The organism is Caldifermentibacillus hisashii, from assembly GCF_039654145.1.
Classification (GTDB): Bacteria; Bacillota; Bacilli; order Bacillales; family Caldibacillaceae; genus Caldifermentibacillus; species Caldifermentibacillus hisashii.
The window spans coordinates 814,769-837,917 of sequence record NZ_CP155467.1; the positions used below are offsets into that span (position 1 = coordinate 814,769).

16 protein-coding genes are annotated in these 23,149 nt (G+C 36.9%); 10 read left to right on the forward strand and 6 right to left on the reverse strand.

What is annotated here, in order from left to right; translation table 11 throughout:
- Positions 1 to 252 precede the first annotated feature (252 nt).
- From NSQ14_RS03870 to NSQ14_RS03885, 4 genes are all read left to right on the forward strand, one after another.
- Positions 253 to 2,955 (forward strand): GTP-binding protein, encoded by a 2,703-nt coding sequence (locus NSQ14_RS03870; protein WP_156103171.1) that lies wholly within the window; start codon positions 253 to 255, stop codon positions 2,953 to 2,955.
- Positions 2,956 to 3,141: 186 nt separating this feature from the next.
- On the forward strand, positions 3,142 to 3,543 hold the full coding sequence (locus NSQ14_RS03875) for a hypothetical protein (protein WP_034768319.1): 402 nt from the start codon (positions 3,142 to 3,144) through the stop codon (positions 3,541 to 3,543).
- A gap of 122 nt (positions 3,544 to 3,665) precedes the next feature.
- Complete coding sequence (locus NSQ14_RS03880) at positions 3,666 to 4,463, forward strand: arginase family protein (RefSeq protein ID WP_346216894.1); 798 nt, start codon at positions 3,666 to 3,668, stop codon at positions 4,461 to 4,463.
- A 315-nt stretch (positions 4,464 to 4,778) separates the two neighbouring features.
- The gene (locus tag NSQ14_RS03885) at positions 4,779 to 5,951 is read left to right on the forward strand and encodes a DHH family phosphoesterase (protein ID WP_227139798.1); all 1,173 of its coding nucleotides are present in this window, start codon (positions 4,779 to 4,781) and stop codon (positions 5,949 to 5,951) included.
- 171 nt (positions 5,952 to 6,122) lie between these two features.
- On the opposite strand, the gene NSQ14_RS03890 is transcribed toward NSQ14_RS03885, so the two are convergent.
- Entirely contained in the window at positions 6,123 to 8,621 is a 2,499-nt protein-coding gene (locus NSQ14_RS03890; RefSeq protein WP_346216895.1) for a bifunctional diguanylate cyclase/phosphodiesterase, read from the reverse strand.
- A gap of 312 nt (positions 8,622 to 8,933) precedes the next feature.
- Between NSQ14_RS03890 and NSQ14_RS03895 the strand changes: the two genes are divergently transcribed.
- A complete protein-coding gene (locus NSQ14_RS03895; RefSeq protein ID WP_034768325.1) occupies positions 8,934 to 9,290 on the forward strand; it encodes a DUF3147 family protein in 357 nt (118 codons plus the stop codon).
- Positions 9,291 to 9,425: 135 nt separating this feature from the next.
- Positions 9,426 to 9,782, forward strand: a complete 357-nt coding sequence (locus NSQ14_RS03900; RefSeq protein ID WP_041902769.1) for a DUF3147 family protein — start codon at positions 9,426 to 9,428, stop codon at positions 9,780 to 9,782.
- Positions 9,783 to 9,900: 118 nt separating this feature from the next.
- On the opposite strand, the gene NSQ14_RS03905 is transcribed toward NSQ14_RS03900, so the two are convergent.
- A complete protein-coding gene (locus tag NSQ14_RS03905; RefSeq protein WP_346216896.1) occupies positions 9,901 to 11,487 on the reverse strand; it encodes a GGDEF domain-containing protein in 1,587 nt (528 codons plus the stop codon).
- Between the two features lie 520 nt (positions 11,488 to 12,007).
- Positions 12,008 to 13,363, reverse strand: coding sequence for an MATE family efflux transporter (locus NSQ14_RS03910; protein ID WP_041844619.1), 1,356 nt, complete (start codon positions 13,361 to 13,363; stop codon positions 12,008 to 12,010).
- 222 nt (positions 13,364 to 13,585) lie between these two features.
- On the opposite strand from NSQ14_RS03910, the gene NSQ14_RS03915 reads away from it, so the two are divergent.
- A complete protein-coding gene (locus tag NSQ14_RS03915) occupies positions 13,586 to 14,716 on the forward strand; it encodes an ATP-binding protein (RefSeq protein ID WP_346216897.1) in 1,131 nt (376 codons plus the stop codon).
- Positions 14,717 to 14,774: 58 nt separating this feature from the next.
- On the opposite strand, the gene NSQ14_RS03920 is transcribed toward NSQ14_RS03915, so the two are convergent.
- Together NSQ14_RS03920 and NSQ14_RS03925 are read right to left on the reverse strand one after the other, a co-directional pair.
- Positions 14,775 to 14,936, reverse strand: coding sequence for an Arc family DNA-binding protein (locus NSQ14_RS03920; RefSeq protein WP_034768332.1), 162 nt, complete (start codon positions 14,934 to 14,936; stop codon positions 14,775 to 14,777).
- Between the two features lie 13 nt (positions 14,937 to 14,949).
- Positions 14,950 to 15,792 carry an SPFH domain-containing protein gene (locus NSQ14_RS03925; RefSeq protein WP_244809270.1) on the reverse strand — a complete coding sequence of 281 codons (843 nt, stop codon included), beginning with the start codon at positions 15,790 to 15,792 and terminating at the stop codon, positions 14,950 to 14,952.
- A gap of 200 nt (positions 15,793 to 15,992) precedes the next feature.
- Here NSQ14_RS03925 and NSQ14_RS03930 point away from each other — a divergent pair, with 200 nt between their 5' ends.
- The 3 genes from NSQ14_RS03930 to NSQ14_RS03940 all read left to right on the forward strand — a co-directional run bounded on the left by NSQ14_RS03930 (position 15,993) and on the right by NSQ14_RS03940 (position 19,538).
- The gene (locus NSQ14_RS03930) at positions 15,993 to 16,196 is read left to right on the forward strand and encodes a hypothetical protein (protein WP_095141457.1); all 204 of its coding nucleotides are present in this window, start codon (positions 15,993 to 15,995) and stop codon (positions 16,194 to 16,196) included.
- Positions 16,197 to 17,507: 1,311 nt separating this feature from the next.
- Complete coding sequence (locus NSQ14_RS03935; RefSeq protein WP_251246531.1) at positions 17,508 to 18,059, forward strand: hypothetical protein; 552 nt, start codon at positions 17,508 to 17,510, stop codon at positions 18,057 to 18,059.
- Positions 18,060 to 18,071: 12 nt separating this feature from the next.
- Positions 18,072 to 19,538: a flotillin family protein gene (locus tag NSQ14_RS03940; RefSeq protein WP_216407983.1), complete on the forward strand. Its 1,467-nt coding sequence runs from the start codon at positions 18,072 to 18,074 to the stop codon at positions 19,536 to 19,538.
- 382 nt (positions 19,539 to 19,920) lie between these two features.
- Here the strand turns inward: NSQ14_RS03940 and NSQ14_RS03945 are convergent, their stop codons facing one another.
- Positions 19,921 to 22,560, reverse strand: coding sequence for a calcium-translocating P-type ATPase, PMCA-type (locus NSQ14_RS03945; RefSeq protein WP_346216898.1), 2,640 nt, complete (start codon positions 22,558 to 22,560; stop codon positions 19,921 to 19,923).
- Between the last annotated feature and the right edge of the window lie 589 nt (positions 22,561 to 23,149).

Below are 23,149 nucleotides of genomic sequence, written 5' to 3' on the forward strand. Positions count from 1 at the left end.
GTAAAAACGTGTGACCTTGGTATTGTTATTGAAATTGGAAAAATAACACGACAGGTAAAAATGCTTGCCCCTGCGTATTGTTATGAAATTGGAAAAATTAACATGACAGGTAAAAAACACTTGCCCTTGCATATTGTTACGAAATTGAAAGGAAATTAATATATAATAGAGAACAAAGTTTGTTAGAATAGTTATTTATTGAATGGAATATGTTAATATGAATGAAATAATAAAAACCAGGTGGTCAAAATGTTGGAAAAACAATTCATTACGAAGACGTATTACCGGTCGCTTATTCATGAAAATGATTCCCGTCACCCAATTGAAATTTTAGGGGAATTATTTGCTGAGGAAGAACAGAAGGAGTTTCCCGATGCATCCGAAATTCGTTTTGCCCAAGGTGAAGTCTATTTTCATAATAAAGATTATGAAGCAGCCATCTTTAAATGGGAAAACGTGCATAACGAATTAGAACCATGGGCGAAGAAAAATATTGCCGATGCCTATTTGGAACTTGCCATCTATCCGGAAGCAGAAAGTATCTATCAATCGATTAATACGGAGTCCCTCACTTTACGTACAGAAGTTTTATTGCAACTATTTTCTCTTTACATCCAACAAGAAAAATACCAAAATGCCAATCAAATGATTAAGAAAATGGTAAAATTAAATCCGGACTATCCCAATGTAACCAAATTAGCACGTTCATTTTTTGAGAAACAAGAAGATTGGCAAAGTGCTATGGAATTAGCAATACAAGAAGGGGTTCGGACTGAAAATCTTAGTTGGTTTGAACTTCTAAAATCATATATTAAAAACGGGCATGCGAAACAACAATTGCCAAACTTTTTCTTTGATGCTTTAACCGTTGCCAGAAAAAATGCCCCGGACTTATTTGAACAACTGGTCATAGCGTTATGGAATAATTATGAAACCGAACAAGAATTTTTCCAATGGTTGAAAGCTTTTAATACGTACTTAAAAAACTTGGGGTGGGAAGAGGAAGATTACAGCTATAATTTTCTTTCCAAAAAGTATAAAGAAACATATGACGAATTGATGGGCGGCAGTTACTCATTAAAACAACTTACCGATATGATCCCTGATTTATTAAATGCATGGATAAAAATTGTCGGAAAAGAGGAAGAAGTTCTCCCTTCATCGGCCATTTTTGCTTGGAATGAAATTGTCCCTGATCGATTTCAGGCTGATGCATTAAAAATAGCAGAAAAAATCTTGTTTAATGCCGAGGTCAATGTTGATGTTCTTGAAAAAAGCAAGGATCTAAATATCGTCATTGATAACTGGACGGATAAACACAATCTCGATCATAATATTCGAATCCAAGCGTTATCCCGACAATCGCTGGATTTTCATCATCAACTTACCGGTGTCATCAGTTTCAATCATGATACAAAGACCGGATTTCTTAATCACTTTTTGCAAGAGGAAATGGTTGTGCGGAACAACCGGGAAGGTGCCGTTTCCATTTATAAATACAGTGATGAAATGAAAATTATTCAATACCGGGATTATCAAGAACAGGAATTATCACTTGATCAATATATGGCATCAATGGAACGAGGGAAGCCGGCGAAAATTTGTTATGAAGTAAATGTACCTAATCAATTGCTGGAACGTAATCAATTGGTAATTGTGGAATTGCCGGAATTGAATCGCGCATCCGGATTAACAGATGCATTCATTGAAACGATGCAAATTTTGGATAGCTTACTGGTTGTGGTAGATGTAAACCAAGGCTTGCCAGAATCGAGGCAAAAATGGATTGAAATGATTCAACAGCAGTTTCCTCAGTTAAAAACATATTTTATTCAGGTTGGCACCGATGCTAACGAAGAAACAAAAAGTTACCTAGGTGCGGAAGTTTTCGTTTACGATTATACAATTGAACACCGGGAAAAATTGGCCGATTTCCTAACAACCGATTGGCAACAAAATAAACTGGTGCATCAACGAATGAAAAAATACTTATTTTTGATACAAAAAAAGATAAGAAACTTGTTCGATCAACGGATGAAAATGAAAAGTCAATTGGAAGAAACGATTCAAAGTAAACAAGACTTGGCCCGAAAAGTAAACGGTGCAATCAACCAGTTGGAAGACCTGATAATAGAAAAAATTAATATGATTAGAAAATCGTTTATTTTAGCAAATGAGGAGACAAGAAAGGAATTAGTAAACGATATACCTGTAATTTTAAAAGCTACGGCTAAAACAATTACAAAAAAACGTGATTTCCAGCGCATTCATATCGAATTGAATGACGAAATGAATAAGAAAATCGAAACGTATTTGAATGAAGAATGTATGCCGAAGTTTTTATCAAGAATTCGTGATTGGCTTGTGTTGTGTGAAACCGAGTTGAAAGATGGAAAAACATTCCTCGATGAGATTGCTGAAGGGTTTAATTCTTTGATTGGATTTGATCGTTTACAACTCCCTTGTGATTTTATGATATTGGAAGATTGGGAGAGAGATATTGACCGTTTGACAAGCGGGGTCAATTATGAACCGGTAAACATTTTGCTTCGTTATACGCCAAGGCAAGTATTATTAAAAAGTGCCGGTAAAGTGTTTGGTAAAATTATTCAAAATAAAGAGATGTTTGTTAATGGTTTTAAACAGCTGATTGAAACTGGAAATTACGGACCGATAGTAGAAACTATTGCTGACCGCTTTTTTACACCGTTTCATTTAATTGAGCAAGGCATTGAGCGGGATTTGCGACTGTTTTTCAAAAATGCTTTTGAAGAGTTAAAGGGCTTGGCAGAAGAAACTGATAAAGAAATAAATGAAAAAACGATGGAACTGGTGGAAATGAAGGAAAATCCGGAAGCATTCCGTGATCCGCTGAAAATCTTTGAAATTACCAGGCTTCAATATAAATATATTTTAGAAATTGATGAAATGGCCTATTCTCAAGTCAATTCATGAAAAAAATCACCCAACCGCATTTTCGGTGGGTGATTTTTTGTCTTAAATGAACAAAAAACTTGCCCATGTTCGAAATAAAAAACAACTGTTCTATTTTCCTTTTTCGATCATAAAAATGGTTATAAACGTATTGGTGATTTTTGCTCTGATTATGATTACAATTTATTTCAAACGGGGGAAGTGGGTATGGTGAATTTTGAAAAAACACAAGATTTCATAACGGAAGAGATGGTGGAAAAATTTTTTCAATTAAATAAACAGGCAAAGGAAATCGACAAAGAGCTATCCCGATTGAAAAAAGCATTTAATCAATATTTTGATTTAACGGTTGGGGAAAATCAAAAAGGAGTCCTCACTTTTGAATCATTTGAGCTCCAACGACAAATACGGGTTGCGGAAAAATTCCGTGAAGAAGAAACGGTGAAGAAATTGGAGGAAATGAATTTAACCGATTGTATTAAGGTTGTCAAACAAGTGGACGAGGAAAAAGTAAAGGCGGCAGTAACGCTTGGTATCCTACCGGCAGAAATCTTGACCGATTATAAAGACAGAAAGCATATTCCAGTCATTGCTGTGAAGGAAAGATAATCAGGTTGGCGATGCCGGACAGACTCGTTTCCATCCGGTTTATGCCAATTACAGGAAAATAGTATAACCAATTTGCTCTTATATGTTAAAATAATAGTAAAAATCGCTAGGAGAGGAGCAAAATGGAAGACAGTGGGAAAATTACTTTTTTAAACTTTGATAACAGTTTAACGGAACAAACATTTCTGCAAAAATTTCCTCATCATTGGGTCGACTGCTCAAATATTCCACACACGAACGGCTTTTGTGAACAAGATGCATTAGACGAAATTCGCAACCGACTTATCAAGCAAAATGTCCATTCATTCGTTTTAATTGGAAATGGAAATTATCATTATGTCACTTATTTACTGATGGAAAGGATAAAAAAACCGCTTTCTCTTGTCTTGTTTGACCACCATGATGATATGATGGATCAGGGAGAAGGATTGATTTCTTGCGGGTCCTGGGTTGCCTATGCATTAAAAAATAATCCTTTCCTTCAAAAAGTTTGTATCATCGGTGTAAATGATCATAATATTTCTCCTATACCGCTTGAGCATTTTGGGGATCATGTCAAGATCAAATGGATCACCAAGAAAATACTCCAACAAGTTCCTTTATATGAAATTGCACAAGATGTCCGTACTTTTCTTGATAATGAAACAAATCTTTATATTAGTATTGATAAAGATGTTTTATATAAAAAAGAAGCCTTCACGAATTGGGATCAAGGAAATATGTCTTTGGTCCAATTGCTTTATCTGTTGGAAGATTTTGCTCAACATTATGAAATTGTTGGGATGGATATTTGCGGGGAATATTTGCTTGATTACCGAAATGAATATCATTCGATTTCATGGGAATATGTGAAAATGAATGAACTTGTCAATCGGGTGATCATTGAATTTATCTTGGAGCTGGAATTGAAAACACTTTAATTGAGGACAAGCTAAAAATAAGCATTTAAAAAACGATCCATCTAAAAATTGCAGTCATTTTCGTTTGAGGACAAGCTAAAAATAAGCATTTTAAAAAACCGATACAACATAAAATAATTGCAAACATTTTCCTTGGGGGACAAGCTCTAAAGTGGTAAAGGATTGAAACTTCCTTCTATTGATGACACAGGGCATGCCACCGGTCCAAAAATTTTAAGATCAAGAGGTTATTTCTGATTTTTTATCCCCATTCCTGTGCATAAAGTGGTAATATTTAACACATAATGAGTTTGCAGAATACGGGAGGTTATTTTTTTGAAGATCAAATTATTTACCGATACAGATTTAGATGGTTTAGGATGTGCGATTGTTGCCAAACTTGCCTTTGGTGACGATGTTGAGGTCACCCACTGTTCTTATCGTAATTTAAATCAACGGGTCGAACACTTTTTGCAAAATGAAGATAATAAAAATATAAAATTATATATAACCGATTTGGCCGTTAATGAACAGGTCGAAAAAAAATTAAATGAACGCTATCATCATGGCGGTCACGTACAAATGATCGACCATCATGTAACGGCTCTCCATTTTAATCAATATCCATGGGGCTTTGTCCAACCGGAATATGATAATGGAAAAAAAACGTGCGCCACATCACTGCTCTTTGAACATTTTGTAGAAAATCAACAATTGGAACAAACACCGGCATTGGTTGAATTCGTTGATTTAGTCCGCCAATATGATACATGGGAATGGGATGAAAATGATAATATTTTGGCAAAACATTTGAATGATTTATTTTTCATGTTCGGTCGGGAACAGTTTGAAGAAGATTTGTTAAAAAGGCTAAAAGAAAATCCGGATCTTTTTCAATTAACGGATATGGAAAATATGCTCATGGATGTGGAAGAGAAAAAGATTGAACGGTATATTTATGCAAAGAATAAGCAGATCGTTCAACGTTTTGTCGGCAAATACTGTATCGGAATTGTTCATGCAGAGCAATACTTGTCCGAGCTTGGTAATGCACTAAACAAAAAGAACCCGCATCTGGATATGATTGTATTGGTAAATGTAGGGACGAAAAAAGTAGGTTTCCGTACTATCCATGATGAGGTTAATGTTGCACAGTTTGCCAAAGAACTGGGCGGTGGCGGCCATCCAAAGGCATCGGGATGTGATTTGAATGAAGAAACGTTCAAACTCTTTGTCACAGATGTTTTCCATCTCGAACCAATTAAGCCGGACCCTGAGAAAAATGAAGTGAATGTAAAGGATGCGCTTCACGGTACATATTATGAAAATCGAAATGGTGAAATTAGTTTTATTAAGAAAAACAATATGGGAAAATATATATTAGTTCATCAAGGCAGGCTACAAGAGGTGCAGTTTAAAACATTTGAAGAAGCGGAAAAATATGTAAAACGAACCTATCAATCATGGCTTCAATTTGATCGTGATATGAATAAATACCATAAAAACTGACGAAATAAGGCGACTGGACAGGATCATTTCCTTTTCAATCGCCTTGTTTGCAGAATATGAAAGTATAAAAATATTGGCGAAGAATGAATTGATTAGCAACTTCCGCATTTTTCGCCACGAGATTAGCTCTTGAGGCCAAATCAAGCGGACAAAAAATAAATTTTCGAAATGCTAATTTCTATTTATTGAACTTTCAATAAACTCTTCCAATGGCAAGGGACGGCTAAAATAATATCCTTGAGCAAGAATATTCGAAAATCTATTAATAAACGCAAGATGTTCCTTTGTCTCGACTCCTTCGACAACAATATCCAAATGTAAAAGTTGCCCCATTATAATAATTGCGTTCGTTAATTTAGCTATTTTTTCATCGCTTAATACATGAAAAACATAAGATTTATCAATTTTTAATGTATCTACGGAAATATGCTTTAAATACCCAATCGAAGAAAACCCTTTTCCAAAATCGTCAATCGCAATGCGAAATTGTTTATTTTTCAATTCTCCAATCGTCTTAATTAAGTCGCTATCTTCTTGTAAAGTCACCGTTTCAGTAATTTCAAATTGAATTTGTTTCGCATTTAGTCCATATGTTTGGAGAATTTGATCAACTGTCGGTATAAAATCAGGATGTTTTAATTGTTTTAAAGAGAGATTAATGCTGACAAACAAGTTTTCAAACCCTCTTTTGTTTAATTCGGCCAGATCCTGACATGCTATCTGTACAATATACGTGCCAATCGGAATAATCAATCCGTTACTTTCTGCGACGTCGATGAATTCCTGGGGCGAAATTGCACCTTCCTTAGGGTGGTACCAACGGGCAAGAGCCTCTAAGCCAGTAATTACCTTTGTTTTTGGATTTACGATTGGTTGATAGTGAACGGTAATCTCATTATTAAATAAGGCATTGTTGAGATGATGTTCGATCCAGTTTTTGCGAACCCGACGATATTCCAAGTCATCATTATAAAAAACATATTGATTTTTACCTAATCTTTTTGCTTCAGTAAGAGAGATATCGGCCATTTGAATTAATTTTTCACTATCAACTCCATCATAGGGGAATAAACAAATACCGATGCTGATGGAGAGAAAAACTTCATTATGTTCAATGGGAATAGAAGTGTGCAAATGATTGATTAAATTTTCTGCTTGTTCTTTTATTTCATCCTTATTCCCACCCATCAAAATGGCAAATTCATCACTGCTCATATGGGCAATAAATGCATGATGATAAAGACTCCTTAACTTTCTAGCTACCTCAATGAGCACGATATCACCAATTTTGTGCCCGTAAGAATCATTAATATTTTTAAAATCATCAATATCAAGTAAAATGAGCGCAAATTCACTATTAAAGTCGCTCTTGATAATTTTCTCATCTAATTTCTCCAGAAAATATAGCCGATTCGGTAAATCCGTTAATATATGATGATAAGCTTGATGCTTGATGCGGTTCAAGTATTCCTGTTGCTTTGAAATATCCTGAAACACAACAACCGACCCAACAATGGTATTGTTTTCAATTAAAGGAGTAACAACGTAAGATACCGGAAAAGTTCGTCCGCTTTTATGAATAAAAATATCTTCGTCGATCCTTATCGCTTCCTTGCTCTCCACACCTTTACAGATCGGGCATTCCGAAACATGAAGGATGTCCCCGGATTTACTGCCGTGTATAAGACTGTGGATTTCTTTTCCTAAAAGTTCATGGGACTGATAACCTAATAACCGTTCTCCTTCCCTGTTGATAAACGTCAGTTGACGATGTTGATTGATAACGAAAACGCCTTCACCAAGCGAGGCCGTAATCGTTTTTAATCGTTTTTCATTCATCTCGAGTTTTCTTCGTATATAAATAAGTTTTTCAAATGGATCTTTAACCGTTGATAAATACAGAACCCTCATGAAAAATAGAAATCCTAGAACTTTGTAAACATGTCCCAGCAAATTAAGAGAGTCATAGACGCTTTTATATAGTGTAAAAATAAGTTCACTGAGTAGTAAAAAAGTAACAGCAACAATGAAATGTAATGTAACGGTTTTCCTAAATTTTTTATAAATGATCGCTAATTTAATCATCGAAATAAATAATAGAAAACTAATCACATATTCAAGAAAATTTTTTAATGTTGTCGTTCCTTGACCTTCAATGACGAGTACCGGAAGTTTGTTCTGCAAATAAGAAAAGGTTATCAATATGACAATAATAGTAAGTAAGGTATTCAAGAAATAAACTCTCTTCTTGGCAAAAGATACGGTTTTCACTTTTGCATGTAAAATATAAACCATAAAAATTGCTTGAGTAAATCTTGCTAAAATCCAAAACCAAGTAGCATTGTTTGCTGAACTGTCAATAACCATCGATCCCGGCATGCCGTTATATGTGAGTAAATGAAATAGATCAAAAACAGCGATGAGCGTAAATCCTGAAAAATATAGTAAACGATCCTGATATTGTTTATAAGAAAAAACAATCCAAGACTGAATAGCGATACTGGCAGAGATGATAATACTGGCCAATTCAAGCACGATATGCATAAATAAGAAATCCGTGTAATTAAATAAAATTGGGTTCTCTTTCAATAAAATCAAGATAATTAAATAAAATATAATACCACCTGACAAAATGAGAAGGTTCTTTTTTTCATTTCTAATCAACTTCATCTCATAATGACCGCCTTTGAAATGGATTTTTTCTAAAGTGACAGCAAAAGTGATGTAATATTCCTAATATATAAGATACAGGAAAAATCGAAATCTGTCGAAAAAAACTATGTAAATTTATGCTTGTAGAAAGAAAGCTCCTTGTATAGTTTATAAGGATGCGCTTACACTTTAATGTATAAAAAATGTTCACAAACATTTGCCGGATTCTATTATAAAATAGTACTTAGTGAACAAATTAACAAGTTTTGTTTGTGAATAAACGTCACGAGTCACTTGACGGTTATAAAAATAAAAAGGATTGAGTATAAAATGGCGACAATATCTTTATTTGGAATCATAATTCGTTTTTTATTGGGTGGAGGTGCTGTGGTAGCTTGTACGGTTATTTCGAGGAAAGCCGGTACGAAAATCGGCGGTATATTTGCTGCTTTTCCCGCTGTATTTCTCGCTGCTCTATTAACCTTGCGACTTGATATGAAAGGAATGGATTTAATTCATCAATCAATTATTCTTTCCCAAGGTGCGCTTGTCGGAATGTTTATAAATATTATCTGTGCGATGGCAGTTGTCTATTTTAGCGATCGTCTTGGCTGGAAAAAAGGTTTGACTCATTCGCTAATCGGGTGGTTTATTGTCTCACTTGGATATGCTGTCTTTCTCGGCTAATTGAAAAAGGGGTTATCGAATAAAACCTTTCTTTTAAAAACTTTTTATCGGTATGTTAAGCAGCCGGCTGTGTAAAAGACATCAAGATTAAGGGTTTAGAACTAGAATGAAAGAGTTACTTTGGAGGGACCGGAATTGGATACAAAAGATTTACTGTACCGCTTTTTATTTGGCGGTTCAGCTGTTGTTTTAAGTTACGTAGCATCTGTTTTATTGCCCTGGAAAATTATCGGTGGTATATTCGCCGCATTTCCAGCCGTTATGATTGTTGCGGTCATGATGGTAGGGATAAAAAAAGGGTCTAAGGAGGCTGCAAAAACGGCAAATGGGTCGGTATACGGGATGATTGGCTGTTTTATTTGTGTCATTGCGGTCCTATTGATGCTAAAATGGACTGACCTTTGGCTTGTCAGTTTATTAATCGGGCTTGTGGTTTGGTTTTTTAGTTCAATTTTCCTTGTTCATTTGCGGGAAAATGGAGTTAGAAAATAGTTTGAAGTTGATCATCAGGTGAAAAGGACAAACAAAGGCAACCCTTTCATAATAGAAAATAAGGGTTTGCCTCTACTTAAAAGGGATCGACATAGATACTTTTAACCGAAGCAACCCGCTACCATTCGTTATCATTTGTTATCGTCTTCGTTTTCACGATAATGGTATTTCTAGTTTTTTTCGCTTCATACAATGCTTCATCGACCCTCCGATAAATATCATTGAACTGGTCATTTATTTCCCAAACTGTTACCCCGATACTAACGGTGATGTTTATGCATTGCTCATTAATAAGAATTGAATAATCCTCCATTTTCTGATGAATTCGTTTCGCGAGTTGTACCCCTGCTTGTAAATAAGAATTTGGTAAAATAATAATAAATTCTTCTCCGCCAAATCTGCCGAGTATATCGGTGGTTCGAACGGAACTAAGGAATATCTGGGCTGCCTTTTGAATAACAATATCACCTACATCATGCCCATATCGGTCATTTACGGATTTGAAATGATCGATATCAATGAGTAAAATGGAGAATGGTTTATGTTCATTATTTGCTTCTTTAATCAGTGAGTGTAGGAGACTGTCAATATATCTCCTGTTGTACAACCCTGTCAAAAAGTCAGTACGAGCTTCTATTGAACGAATCTCATTAATTTTTTCCAATTCTTTAATGGTCTTTTCCAATTTTTTGTTTTTTTCTTCCAATTCCTGTTTTGCATTCGTCAACAAAACATTTAATTGACGGTTTTCTTTAAGCAAGATAAATAAACGAATAAACAGGAGGAAAAAGCTAAAAATTAATCCGATAAATAACTCATCAATTCCCCTATTATAAATTCCGTATATAATAATTAACAGAACGATACTAACTAAAGGAAGGAAATGGGATTGTGTCAAATCCTTTTTTCTGCTATTCATTCTCTCTGGTAACTGATCATTATCTGCATATAAAGTTGCCATACTTATATAAAACATCCCCATCGTATATAAGGGATTAAGATAAATTAATAAATCTTCTAAATTATAAAACAAAAAGAACAGATAAATACAAGTGCTGATCAACATCGTTACGGTGCTTAAAGCAAATATGTTTAATGATTTTTTTGAAACGATCGCTTGTTTTACGAAAAAGCGTGCATGAATGATACCAAATAATATAAGCAGTTCCAAAAGCGGATAAGATAGTAAAATGGTAATCTCGGGAATCGTTGCGTTAAGGTGAGTGAAAAATGGCCCCACCAATAAATACCAACTAAATGAGGAAATGACCATAACGATAATTAGAATATCAACGATCGTAATCGCCATCCTCGTTTTTCGTAAATCATGGGAGACAAGAAATATAAACGCAGCCAAATAAAAGAGCGGTTTCAGGGAAAATATGATATTGGTTAAATTAGGTGATAATGGAATTTGTTCCATCTTTAAAGAATAAATATCCCAAACCAATTCCCCTAGAAAATAGAAAACTGTCCCGAGAAATAACAATCCCCATAAAACTTTTTCAGCACTTCTCTTTTTCCTAACTGTAAAAAATAGAATGACGGTTGAAACGAGTGACCCGGTTATTGAAAGGATTCCGGTAATAAAATATTTTCCTGGATGCTCAGGAGCAAAGATGATGACAATATAGTAAAGCAAAATATGGACGGGTATATAATATAGTAAAAATTTTTTAAGGGAATTCTTATTTATATGAGCCATTATTCATTTCTCCCTAAAAATTATGGTAAATAAAACAAACATTAACGGAATACAGTTATAGTTATTTATACCTAAATTTATTGTATCAAATATCGAAATTATGTCCACAATTAATGGGAAATACTGAAAAAGAAGACATTGGTACCACAAAATTGAAAATAAAGCAGCGAAGTATAGGTATAAAGAACTACTATGTTCGTCTGTTGTTTGATAAAGAAAATTTGGCGACTCGTGAGGAAAAATGTGAATTTTTTTTTATACGTTAAGAAAGTATAAATTTCCAGCAAAGAAGCGAATTCGACGTAGTTGGAAATTTTAAGAATTAAGTATAAGTGCAACTACGGCTCTGCTCTCGCCTAAAGGCTCGGCAGTCGCCGAGTTTTCTTTAACTGCAAAGCCTTCCCTGCGCCACAAAATTTCCATCTACATTTTTATGTAAAAAAAGAGCCGGGGAAGGGTAAAGGAAATCGCCATTAACCCGCCACCAGCTCATCATCTCGAATATATTCTATGAAACAGCTTATATATTTTTTGCAACAACTTCTTTTCGGGTCCATGGTTTTGACAGCCAACGCTTATAAGCAAATATGCCGCGAACCCATTCATCCAGACCTTGTGCGATCCAAACACCCAGCAATCCAAGACCGAACACAATCCCTAAGAAATAGCTGAAGAGAACAGCTACACCCCACATTGAGATTACGCCGATAATGACAGGGAAGCGAACATCGCCGGCAGATTTTAACGACCCCATTAACACGATATTCATCGCACGCCCCGGTTCAATAAAAACAATTGCCCATAATACCGGTAACCCGATGGCAATAATTTCCGGATCGTTTGTAAATAGTTCGAGTAACGGTTTACCAATAAGTGCGATTACTAAAGAGGTCGCAAGTGAGACAAACATAGAAATTTTCAATGTTTTTATACCCCGGTGCAGAGCTCGATCATATTGTTTCCCACCAATATAACGGGCAACTAATAATTGAGTCCCTTGGGCAATGGCTGTCGTGAATAAGAAACAGACCATTGATATGTTCAAAATATAAACTCTTGCGGCTAAAGCACTGGAACCAAGCAAGGCAACAAAACTGGTAATAACAATTTGCGAAAACTGATAGGATAAATTTTCTCCGGCAGAAGGGAGACCGATTGCCAACAATTGTTGAATATCCTTTTTGTCAAAGTTAACTAAGTCTTTTATATAAAGCTTTAAAGTTAGTCTTCTATAAACTAAGAAAATAAATGCACAGATAACAAAGATACGCGCAATAACGATCGACCAGGACACCCCGACGACACCGGTAACAGGGAGACCGAAAATACCTGTGACGGAAAGGATGTTACCGGTAATACTGATAAAATTCATGATAACCGTCACAATCATCGCATCTTTCGTGTAACCATGGCTTCTTAATACAGCACTTAATGCTAATGAAACGGCTTCTAAAAAAAGTGAAATTCCCGTAATTTTTACAAATGTTGAAGCATAAGGAAAGACATCGTCCTCAAGTCCATAAATGGAAAGGAAAACATCACCAAATAATAAGATACTAATAGTAATGATAATTCCAACCCAAAAGTTAAAACCAAAGGCCGAACGGGATAATTGCCGAGCACGATCAAGCCGGTTGGCACCGAGATTTTGGCCGATTAAAATAGTTGCCCCAATCGATGTGATGTTAAACACTAAAATGGCGATATTTAAAATTTGGTTAGCCACACCAACACCGGCGACCGCCTGATCGGAATAATGACTCAAAATAAGCGTCGCAATAATTCCAATACTCATATGTAGAGTAATCTCAATAAATAACGGCCATGTAATACTGAACAATGTTTGTTCTTGATATTTGTTTGTTGTTTCTGTCACGCTGCTCCCCCTTTGCTGTTTCTCATATGAAGATTGTATACCTTTATTCTCGAAATGGGAATAAGAAAAACGTGACATTTTTGTTGAGATAAAAGGAAGTGGAAAATTACCATCGTAATGGATTATTTTGTCAATTATAAATAACCATGATATGCTATAATCAAGAATCATGTATTGTCATAAATTGGAAAAAAAGTGTTATTTTGAAAGGATAGTGGAGGGGTGAACCCTGCATTGGAACGAATGAGCGGCTATTCAAAAGAGGATTTTTTGCAATTGCATTTGGAGCAGTTATTTCACCCGAAAGACATACCAACATTGAACAAATGTATCCAAGATATTTTAGATGGCAGGGGCACGGTTGATTCGTTTGAAATAACAATGATCAATAAAGCAGGACATTATGTTCATACGGTTGTCACTGTCGTACCAATTTATATTGATGAAAAGTTGGAAGGCTTTTACTTAATTTTTAAAGATGTGACAAAAGCAAAAATGACGGAAGAATTACTTATTCAATCGGAAAAATTATTTGCCGTCGGACAGCTGGCGGCTTCCATTGTTCATGAAATCCGCAATCCGCTAACATCCTTAATGGGATTTTTACAGCTAATTGAACATAGTGATGGAGAAAAAAATGAATATTTAAAAATTATGTCCGACGAATTGATGAGAATCCATTCGATTACCAATGAATTACTCGTATTGGCAAAGCCGCAAGCAAAAAAGACAAATAGGGAAAATATTCCTTCACTTTTGAACGATGTAATGAAATTGATGGATTCTCAAGCAATAAAGGTGGGAATTGAGCTGGTTTTATACAGTGAAGAAAACGTACCGGATATTATGTGTGATGGGCAACAGTTAAAACAAGTTTTTATCAATTTAATTAAAAATGGGATTGAAGCAATGGATGAAAAACCGGGAAAAATTACGATTCGGGTCGTGAGAAAAGATCATCACATTATCATTTCTTTTACTGATGAAGGAATTGGTATGACGCCGGAACAAATTAAGAAGCTGGGCGAACCGTTTTTTACAATGAAACAAAAAGGCACAGGTCTCGGTATGTTAACGACTTTCAAAATTATCGAGAATCATGATGGAAACATTGAAATTGAAAGTGAAGTTGGAAAAGGGACAACCATCCATGTGATTTTACCAATTCAAAGCGAAGAAAAATTCCTGGAAAGATCTTTCCAGGACGGTTTTCAAAGAGATTGTTGCTTATTGATTATAATAAAAGCAATTGGCGAGCACCCAATTGCTTCTAGTCTGACTTCTATTAAAAAGTTTTACGGAGCTGCTTCTGTATCCAATAGCAACAAAAATTGTGGAAATGTCCCTTTCTAAAAAGGATCGGGTTTAAGTGCTTTTTCGTTAAACTAAGCCTTTTTTTAAACAAGAGTTTTTATTTCTCATCCTTTTTTAAACGCCCGCTTTTTTTAGCCGCTTCCCGGAGAAGATATTCAATATGGCTATTGACACTGCGAAATTCATCCTGAGCCCAACGTTCAATAATGGCAAAAAGTTCAGAATCGATTCGGAGCGGAAAGTTTTTCTTTTTCGGCATTATGTATTCACCGTCAATATAAGCTTCCTACATTAATAACCGGTTGCGTTCCACGATCTGAAATGATAGCTACCATAATGTTATTGACCATATGGACTTTCCGCTCTTCATCGAGATCCAAGACCCCGTTTGCTTCAAGTTGTTCCACCGCCATTTGAGCCATGGAAACAGCACCCTCAACAATCTTTTGCCTTGCAGAGAGAATAGCCCCCGCTTGTTGCCGTTGAAGCATGGCACTGGCGATTTCGGTGGAATAGGCAAGATGTGTTAACCGGGCTTCAATCACTTCAACGCCTGATACTGCTAACCGTTCTTGAATATTTCGTGCCAATTCCTCAGAAACGATATCGGAATTTCCTCGCAGTGTTACCTCTTCATCAGCAAATGTATCGTACGGATATTTTCCAGCGACATGACGGATAGCTGTCTCACTTTGAATTTCAACAAACTCTTCATAATAGTCTACTTCAAAGACTGCTTTTGCTGTATCAACTACCCGAAAGACAACCACTGCCGCAATTTCAATCGGATTTCCTTCCACATCATTCACTTTCAATTTTTTACTGTTAAAATTACGGACACGTAAAGACACGGTTTTTCTTAATGTTAGTGGAACAGTTAAAAATAGCCCGCTGTTGCGAATGGTACCCATGTATTTTCCAAAAAAAGTAATCACTTTTCCTTGATTAGGCTGAACAATTGTAATTCCGGTAAAGAGAATAGCTGCAATGAAAGCAAATAAAATAACGAGAAAAATGTTTTCAATAGAGACAAAATATACAGCTGCCCCGGCAAATAAAACAACTAACAAAACGCCGATGAACCCATTGATTGCAAACGCATTTTCTTCTCTCATAACACCACGTCCTTTTAATATTATTTTTATATTATTATGATATCATACTAATATAAAAATGGCAATTTTTAAACAAAGTTATTTTTGGATTGAATGGACAGATGCGGGGGGAACGAAAAAATGGTTATTTATGAACATGTTTGGCGAGAAATTACAAATACTATAAAAGTCCAAAGATTATTCTTGGTAGGAGGGAAAGCATGGGTAAAAGGAAAACAGAGGATTTACTGGCAGATACACCGAAACAACCAACGATCACCGTTAGTACAGAGATGAATTCAGCACACCCGTTTCAGGCACAGCATTATTATCCCGGCGATTCGGTTAATGAACATAAAAACTTGGAGGAGGCCAACCTGTTAATAAACCAGGGGGAAATCGGCCAGCAAAAGGAAAATAATTAATTGAACCATATGGTTTTCGACTTAAATGTCCCTTTATAGGTGTTCTATGGGACATTTTAGCTCGGTTTTCCACTTAAACTGTCCCATACAGCCGTTCAATGAGACATTTCAGCTTGAATTTTAGATGATTTTGTCCCATAGAGCGTGATTCGGATAATTCTATGGGACATTTTGGCTTGGTTTTCCACTTAAACTGTCCCATACAGCTGTTCTATGGGACAGTTTAGCTTGAATTTTAGATGATTTTGTCCCATAGCACGAGATTCCGATAATCCAATGGGACATTTTGGCTCGGTTTTCCACTTAAACTGTCCCATACAGCCGTTCAATGAGACATTTCAGCTTGAATTTTAGATGATTTTGTCCCATAGCACGGGATTCTGACAATCCTATGGGACATTTTGGCTCGGTTTTCCACTTAAACTGTCCCATACAGCCGTTCAATGAGACAGTTTAGCTTGAATTTTAGATGATTTTGTCCCATAGAGCGTGATTCGGATAATTCTATGGGACATTTTGGCTTGGTTTTCCACTTAAACTGTCCCATACAGCCGTTCAATGAGACAGTTTAGCTTGAATTTTAGATGATTTTGTCCCATAGAGCGTGATTCGGATAATTCTATGGGACATTTTGGCTTGGTTTTCCACTTAAACTGTCCCATACAGCTGTTCTATGGGACAGTTTAGCTTGAATTTTAGATGATTTTGTCCCATAGCACGGGATTCTGACAATCCTATGGGACATTTTAGCTCGGTTTTCCACTTAAACTGTCCCATACAGCCGTTCAATGAGACAGTTTAGCTTGAATTTTAGATGATTTTGTCCCATAGAGCGTGATTCGGATAATTCTATGGGACAGTTCAGCTTGGATTTTTGATGGTTTTGTCCCATAGAGCCCGTCTATGAGACAGTTTCGCTTCTATTTTTGATAGTTTTGTCCCATACAGCTCTTCTTGAGTTTTAAAATTTAATAGCTTGAATATTGCAATCTACTATAGTTTTACAAAATAGTAATAACACATATATATTATTAACTTTCGAAAGATGAAAATTTAAGTTTATTTTATTTTGTGATTATGGTCATTACTTACTTAACTACCAATCGTTTTAACTTAACAACTTGGATATTCAGCTAATTGTTTTTTTAAAAATAAGGGTACCCATGTTTAGGCAAATTTTTAAAAAAGCCGATAAACATGAAACTAATTAATGGAAAAAACGTATTACAAATTAGCACTAATATTATAACGCTTCCCAATGAAATACTGATTTTCCTAAAAATTTTTTCCTTTATAAAGGAGGTGTTTCCCATCGAACTTTTTGGCTACCCGATTCAAACCGTTTATTTAACCGTTTTGATTATTTCAGGTATTCTCATTCTTCTTTTCTTCTTTTTTGGCGACTTTTTGGAAGGAATTGGTGAAGCGGTTCCTTTTTTCAATCCTGACCTGATTTTAGCTTTTTTAATTTTCTTATCAGCTTCCGGCTATATTTTGGAAAGCTTTACTTCTATGAAAAGTTTATGGATTTTGCTTATATCTGGAGTTGGAAGTTTCATTTTAACCACCATGCTTAATGTATTCATCCTTGTTCCACTTTCGTCAGCGGAAGAGTCACTCGCTTATACCGATGAATCACTAAAGGCCCGCATTGCAACAACAATTGTCCCGATTCCGAAAGATGGCTATGGGGAGGTTTTAATTGAAAATGCAAGCGGAAGAATCGCAAAGTCGGCTGTCAGTTTCCATGGGCAGGAAATAGGAGAAGGAACAAAAGTGTTAGTAGTAGAGGTTAAACAAGGAGTGCTTTATGTTATTCCTTATGATGAAGCTAGTATTTATAAAGATTATCAAAAAATTTGAGGAGGTTGAAAGATGAGTAGTTTATGGATTGTTATTGGTATTGTTGTCGTTCTAATTCTTGCATTAATTGGTGTTTTCATTGCCAAATACAGGACTGTCGGACCGGATGAAGCGCTGATTGTAACCGGCAGCTATTTGGGAAGTAAAAATGTGAATATCGATGAATCAGGAAACAAAGTGAAAATCATCCGTGGCGGCGGGACATTTGTCTTACCGGTTTTCCAACGGGCTGAACCATTGAGTTTATTATCGAGCAAGTTAGAAGTTTCAACGCCTGAAGTGTATACCGAGCAAGGTGTTCCAGTTATGGCGGATGGGATTGCAATTATTAAAGTAGGCAGTTCCATTGCTGAGATTGCTACAGCTGCCGAGCAATTTTTAGGAAAAACAAAACAAGACCTCGAAAATGAGGCACGAGAAGTGTTAGAAGGTCATCTGCGTTCTATTCTCGGTTCGATGACCGTTGAAGAAATTTATAAAAATCGCGATAAGTTTTCACAAGAAGTACAAAGGGTAGCAACCCAGGACTTAGCAAAAATGGGATTGGTCATCGTTTCATTTACCATTAAAGATGTTCGTGATAAAAACGGTTATCTGGATTCACTCGGTAAACCGCGCATAGCTCAAGTGAAGCGGGATGCTGATATCGCAACTGCCGAAGCCGAGAAAGAAACAAGAATTAAAAAAGCCGAAGCAGCAAAAGAAGCGAAAAAGGCAGAATTAGAGCGAGCGACAGAAATTGCCGAGGCGGAGAAGGAAAATCAGTTAAAAATTGCTGAATTCCGGTTAGAACAAGATATTGCAAAAGCACGAGCCGACCAAGCCTATGATTTGGAAAGTGCCCGGGCAAAACAACAAGTTACTGAACAAGAAATGCAAATTAAAATTATTGAACGTCAAAAACAAATTGAGTTGGAAGAAAAAGAAATTCTCCGCCGTGAAAAACAATATGATTCAGAAGTAAAGAAAAAGGCGGATGCGGACCGTTATGCTGTAGAACAATCAGCAGCTGCGGAAAAGGCAAAACAAATGGCAGAAGCGGATGCGAACAAATATCGCGTTGAGGCGTTAGCAAAAGCAGAAGCCGAACGAATTCGGATTGACGGTTTGGCCAAAGCAGAGGCCCAAAAAGCTCAAGGTACAACTGAAGCGGAAATTATTCGTTTAAAAGGGATTGCCGAAGCAGAAGCCAAGCAAAAAGTTGCCGAAGCCTTCGAACGTTTTGGTCAGGCTGCTATCCTCGACATGATTTTAAAAATGCTTCCGGAATATGCAAAACAAGTGGCTACACCTTTAGCTAATATTGATCAAATCACTGTTGTTGATACAGGTTCAAGTGATGGGAACGGCGGTGCCAATAAAATAACCGGTTACGCAACGAATTTGATGAGCAGTTTACAAGAATCATTGAAAGCATCATCAGGAATTGATGTGAAACAATTACTCGAAAACCTTTCAGGAAGGGGAAGCGAGCACTAATCACCATGTAATGTATATCCTCACATTTCGTGGGGATTTTTTTATCGTTTCAAAATTTGTATGTATAGGTGGGGAGCACTGACGAATTAAAAGGGGAAACTGTTGAATTAAGGGTAGCGCTGTTGAATATTCGCTTTTTACTGTTGAATAACACCTGTTTCACTGTTGAATTTTGGGATTCTACAATTGAATTAGCAGGGGGTACTATTGATTACAAGCCCCCCTACTGTTGAATGTATGATTGATCTGGCCTGGACCAAATACGCCCCACCCACATAGGAAAAGGGCCCCCATCCTTGATAAGGCCCCTCACCATATTAAATAATTCATCTTACACCATTACCGAAAATTGAAGCCATGACAACGGAAGACGTTCACTAAATTAAATAATTCGTCTGATCCCTTTATAAATCTCATTGATGATCACCGGTATTAAGCTGATACCGATCACGAATCCCCAATCTTTCAAACCAACGACATAAATGCCAAATACATCATGGAAAAATGGCACGTACACCAATGATGCTTGAATCAAAAGCCCAATTATGATTGCTCCAAGCAAAAGTGGATTGGTAAACAAGCCCGTTTGGAATATCGATTTTCTCCGGCTTCTTAAATTCAATGAATGGAACAGCTGCGATGCACTCAAAGTGATAAATGCCATGGTTTGCGCATGAGTCAGCGCATCTTCGGAAATATTCCCGAAGTCAACCGCAAAAATTGAAGCAGCTCCCGTATAATAACGTAGGCCTTCGATAAAAGCAAATAAAGTGATAAACCCGATTAACATACCGTTTAATACTGTATAAGCACCATTTCCATGGGCAAAAAAGCTTTCTTTCGGATTCCGCGGTTTTTCCTTCATAATATCCGGGTCATCCGGATCCATACCAAGTGCAATGGCAGGTAATGTATCCGTAATTAAATTTACCCATAAAATTTGTACAGCCGTTAACGGTGCAGGCCATCCTAATAAGATCCCGATAAATAAGGCGGTAATTTCACCTAAGTTACAGGAGAGTAAAAACAAAATGGCTTTCCTGATATTTTGGAAGATGTTCCGCCCTTGTTCTACAGCGGAAACAATGGTCGAGAAATTATCGTCAGTTAAAATAATATCGCTTGCTCCCTTAGCTACATCGGTACCGGTAATCCCCATGGCAACCCCGACATCGGCTTGTTTCAAGGACGGAGCATCATTAACGCCGTCACCGGTCATCGAAACAATTAAGCCATTTTCCTTTAATGCTTGGACAATTCGTACTTTATGCTCCGGAGATACACGGGCAAACACACGAACTTTTTCAACTTTTTCTTGCAATTCGGTGTCGCTTATTTCATTTAGTTCCTGTCCGGTCATTGTTTGTGATAAATCGTCGGCAATACCGAGCTCTTTTGCAATGGCGAGTGCGGTGTTTTGATGGTCCCCGGTAATCATAATCGTCCGAATACCTGCATCCTTACATTGAGCAACGGATTGTTTTACTTCTTCCCTCGGTGGGTCAATCATCCCAACCAAGCCAAGAAAGATGAGCTGCTCTTCTGATGCTTCCGTGTCAGCCAACGATGTTCTTTCAGCAACAGCCAATACTCTCAATGCTTCATCAGACATTTTTTTTGAAGCATCCAAAATTTCTTCTTTATCGTGAGCAGAAATCGGTTGGACTTGTCCGTTTTTAAAAATACTTGTAGTTCTTGGCAAGATACTTTCAAGCGCCCCTTTTGTAACGGAAAAATAAGATGAAGAGTCTCGATGGACGGTCGTCATCATCTTTCTGTCCGAATCAAAGGGCAGTTCGTTCACACGTTGAAACTGTTGCTCCAGTTTCGCTTTATCCAAGCCCAAATCATTTCCTGCGACTATTAAGGCGATTTCGGTCGGGTCACCACTATCAAGGGTAGCATCATTACAGAGCATCATCCCCCTTAATAGACGGTAACTCGCATCGTCTTTCTGTTGGATCGTACCGAGGTCGGTGTACTTGCCATCGACATAGACTTTAGTAAGGGTCATTTTGTTTTGCGTTAACGTCCCGGTCTTATCGGAACATATGACACTGACGGAACCTAATGTTTCAACTGCAGGGAGTTTGCGTACGATCGCATGGCGTTTACTCATTTTTTGGACTCCGAGAGCTAAAACGATCGTAACAATGGCAACCATCCCCTCAGGAATAGCAGCAACAGCCAGACTTACGGCGATAAGGAACATGTCCAAAACATCTCTGCCTTGAAAATAGCCGACGAAAAACATAATAATACAAATCATAACGGCGCCAATGCCAAGAATTTTGCCCAATTCATTTAATTTCTTCTGTAATGGGGTTATTTCTTTTTCTTGACCGCCGAGCATTTTGGCGATTTTTCCAATTTCCGTCTCCATCCCGGTGGAGGTGACGATTCCAGTCCCGCGGCCATAAGTGGAGAGAGTCGACATAAAAGCGATGTTTTGTTGGTCACCAAGGGGAACTTCCGAGTAAGAGCTCCAACCGGCATTTTTGTCTACCGGGACAGACTCACCGGTTAATGCGGATTCTTCAATTTGTAAGTTAGCTGTCTCAATAAGCCGAAGATCAGCGGGAATGTAACGGCCGGCATCAATAATAACAACATCTCCGGGAACAAGGTTCTCCGAGGAAATTTCTTTAATTTGCCCATCCCGTCTTACAATCGCTTTTGGCGTAGACATCTTTTTTAATTCTTCCAAAGCTTTTTCTGCCTTTGATTCTTCCACGATTCCAATTATTGCGTTTAAAGCGATGACGATGAAGATGATGATAGCATCTGTAATTTCGCCAACAAAAGCAGAAATAATTGCAGCAACGATCAAAATCCAGATGAGGATACTGTTAATTTGCTCCCAAAGCATTTTCCAGATGGAAGTTTTTTCGCCTTCTTGAAATTTGTTCGGACCATATTGCTTTAATCGGTTTTCAGCTTCCTGGCTTGATAAACCCGTTTCAATATTGGTGTTCAATTCTTCAGTGATCTCTTGAACAGTCTTACTATACCATTGTGACAATTCACACCACTTCCTTCTAGGCATTTTGGAAAATATATCTATTTCTATTATGTCATATTTTTTGTGAAAATTAATCCAAAACAAAATTTGTTTATGAAATTTTCATTTTTAATCGTAAAAATGGTCGTATATAGGTTTATAATAGAATTGTTAATAATAATGATTTTCATTAACAGGACTTTTTTCAAAATAAAATCGTATAAAAATACTGGTTAACACTGTAGACGAGTTTTATCACTGCGGGGCGCTCGAGCTACAGGATGCGGTCATCCATGCGTTGCAACAAGACATTGCGCTCAGTATGTACGCCACTAAGCGGGCGCTCTACGCTTTTCTTATAGAATAAGAAAGTATAAAAATACAAGTGAATAACTTGGGATTAGTTTTATTGTCTAGCTCCGAGCGCCAGCGACTAGCAAACTTCACTCCCCTCCTCTACGATAAGTCAACATCGGCTCGTCCCTCGCCGTGTTTCCTTTATCTCATTGCGGGGCGCTCGAGCTACAGGATGCGGTCATCCATGCGTTGCAACAAGACATTGCGCTCAGTATGTACGTCGCAAATAGGTCGTCCTCCGCTTTTCTTATAG

Coding starts and splice junctions, on each gene's coding strand:
- NSQ14_RS03875 (WP_034768319.1), top strand. CDS start 3,142: ATGGTGAATTTTGAAAAAACACAAGATTTCATAACGGAAGAGATGGTG.
- NSQ14_RS03880 (WP_346216894.1), top strand. CDS start 3,666: ATGGAAGACAGTGGGAAAATTACTTTTTTAAACTTTGATAACAGTTTA.
- NSQ14_RS03890 (WP_346216895.1), bottom strand. CDS start 8,621: ATGAAGTTGATTAGAAATGAAAAAAAGAACCTTCTCATTTTGTCAGGT.
- NSQ14_RS03895 (WP_034768325.1), top strand. CDS start 8,934: ATGGCGACAATATCTTTATTTGGAATCATAATTCGTTTTTTATTGGGT.
- NSQ14_RS03905 (WP_346216896.1), bottom strand. CDS start 11,487: ATGGCTCATATAAATAAGAATTCCCTTAAAAAATTTTTACTATATTAT.
- NSQ14_RS03920 (WP_034768332.1), bottom strand. CDS start 14,936: ATGCCGAAAAAGAAAAACTTTCCGCTCCGAATCGATTCTGAACTTTTT.
- NSQ14_RS03925 (WP_244809270.1), bottom strand. CDS start 15,792: ATGAGAGAAGAAAATGCGTTTGCAATCAATGGGTTCATCGGCGTTTTG.
- NSQ14_RS03930 (WP_095141457.1), top strand. CDS start 15,993: ATGGGTAAAAGGAAAACAGAGGATTTACTGGCAGATACACCGAAACAA.
- NSQ14_RS03940 (WP_216407983.1), top strand. CDS start 18,072: ATGAGTAGTTTATGGATTGTTATTGGTATTGTTGTCGTTCTAATTCTT.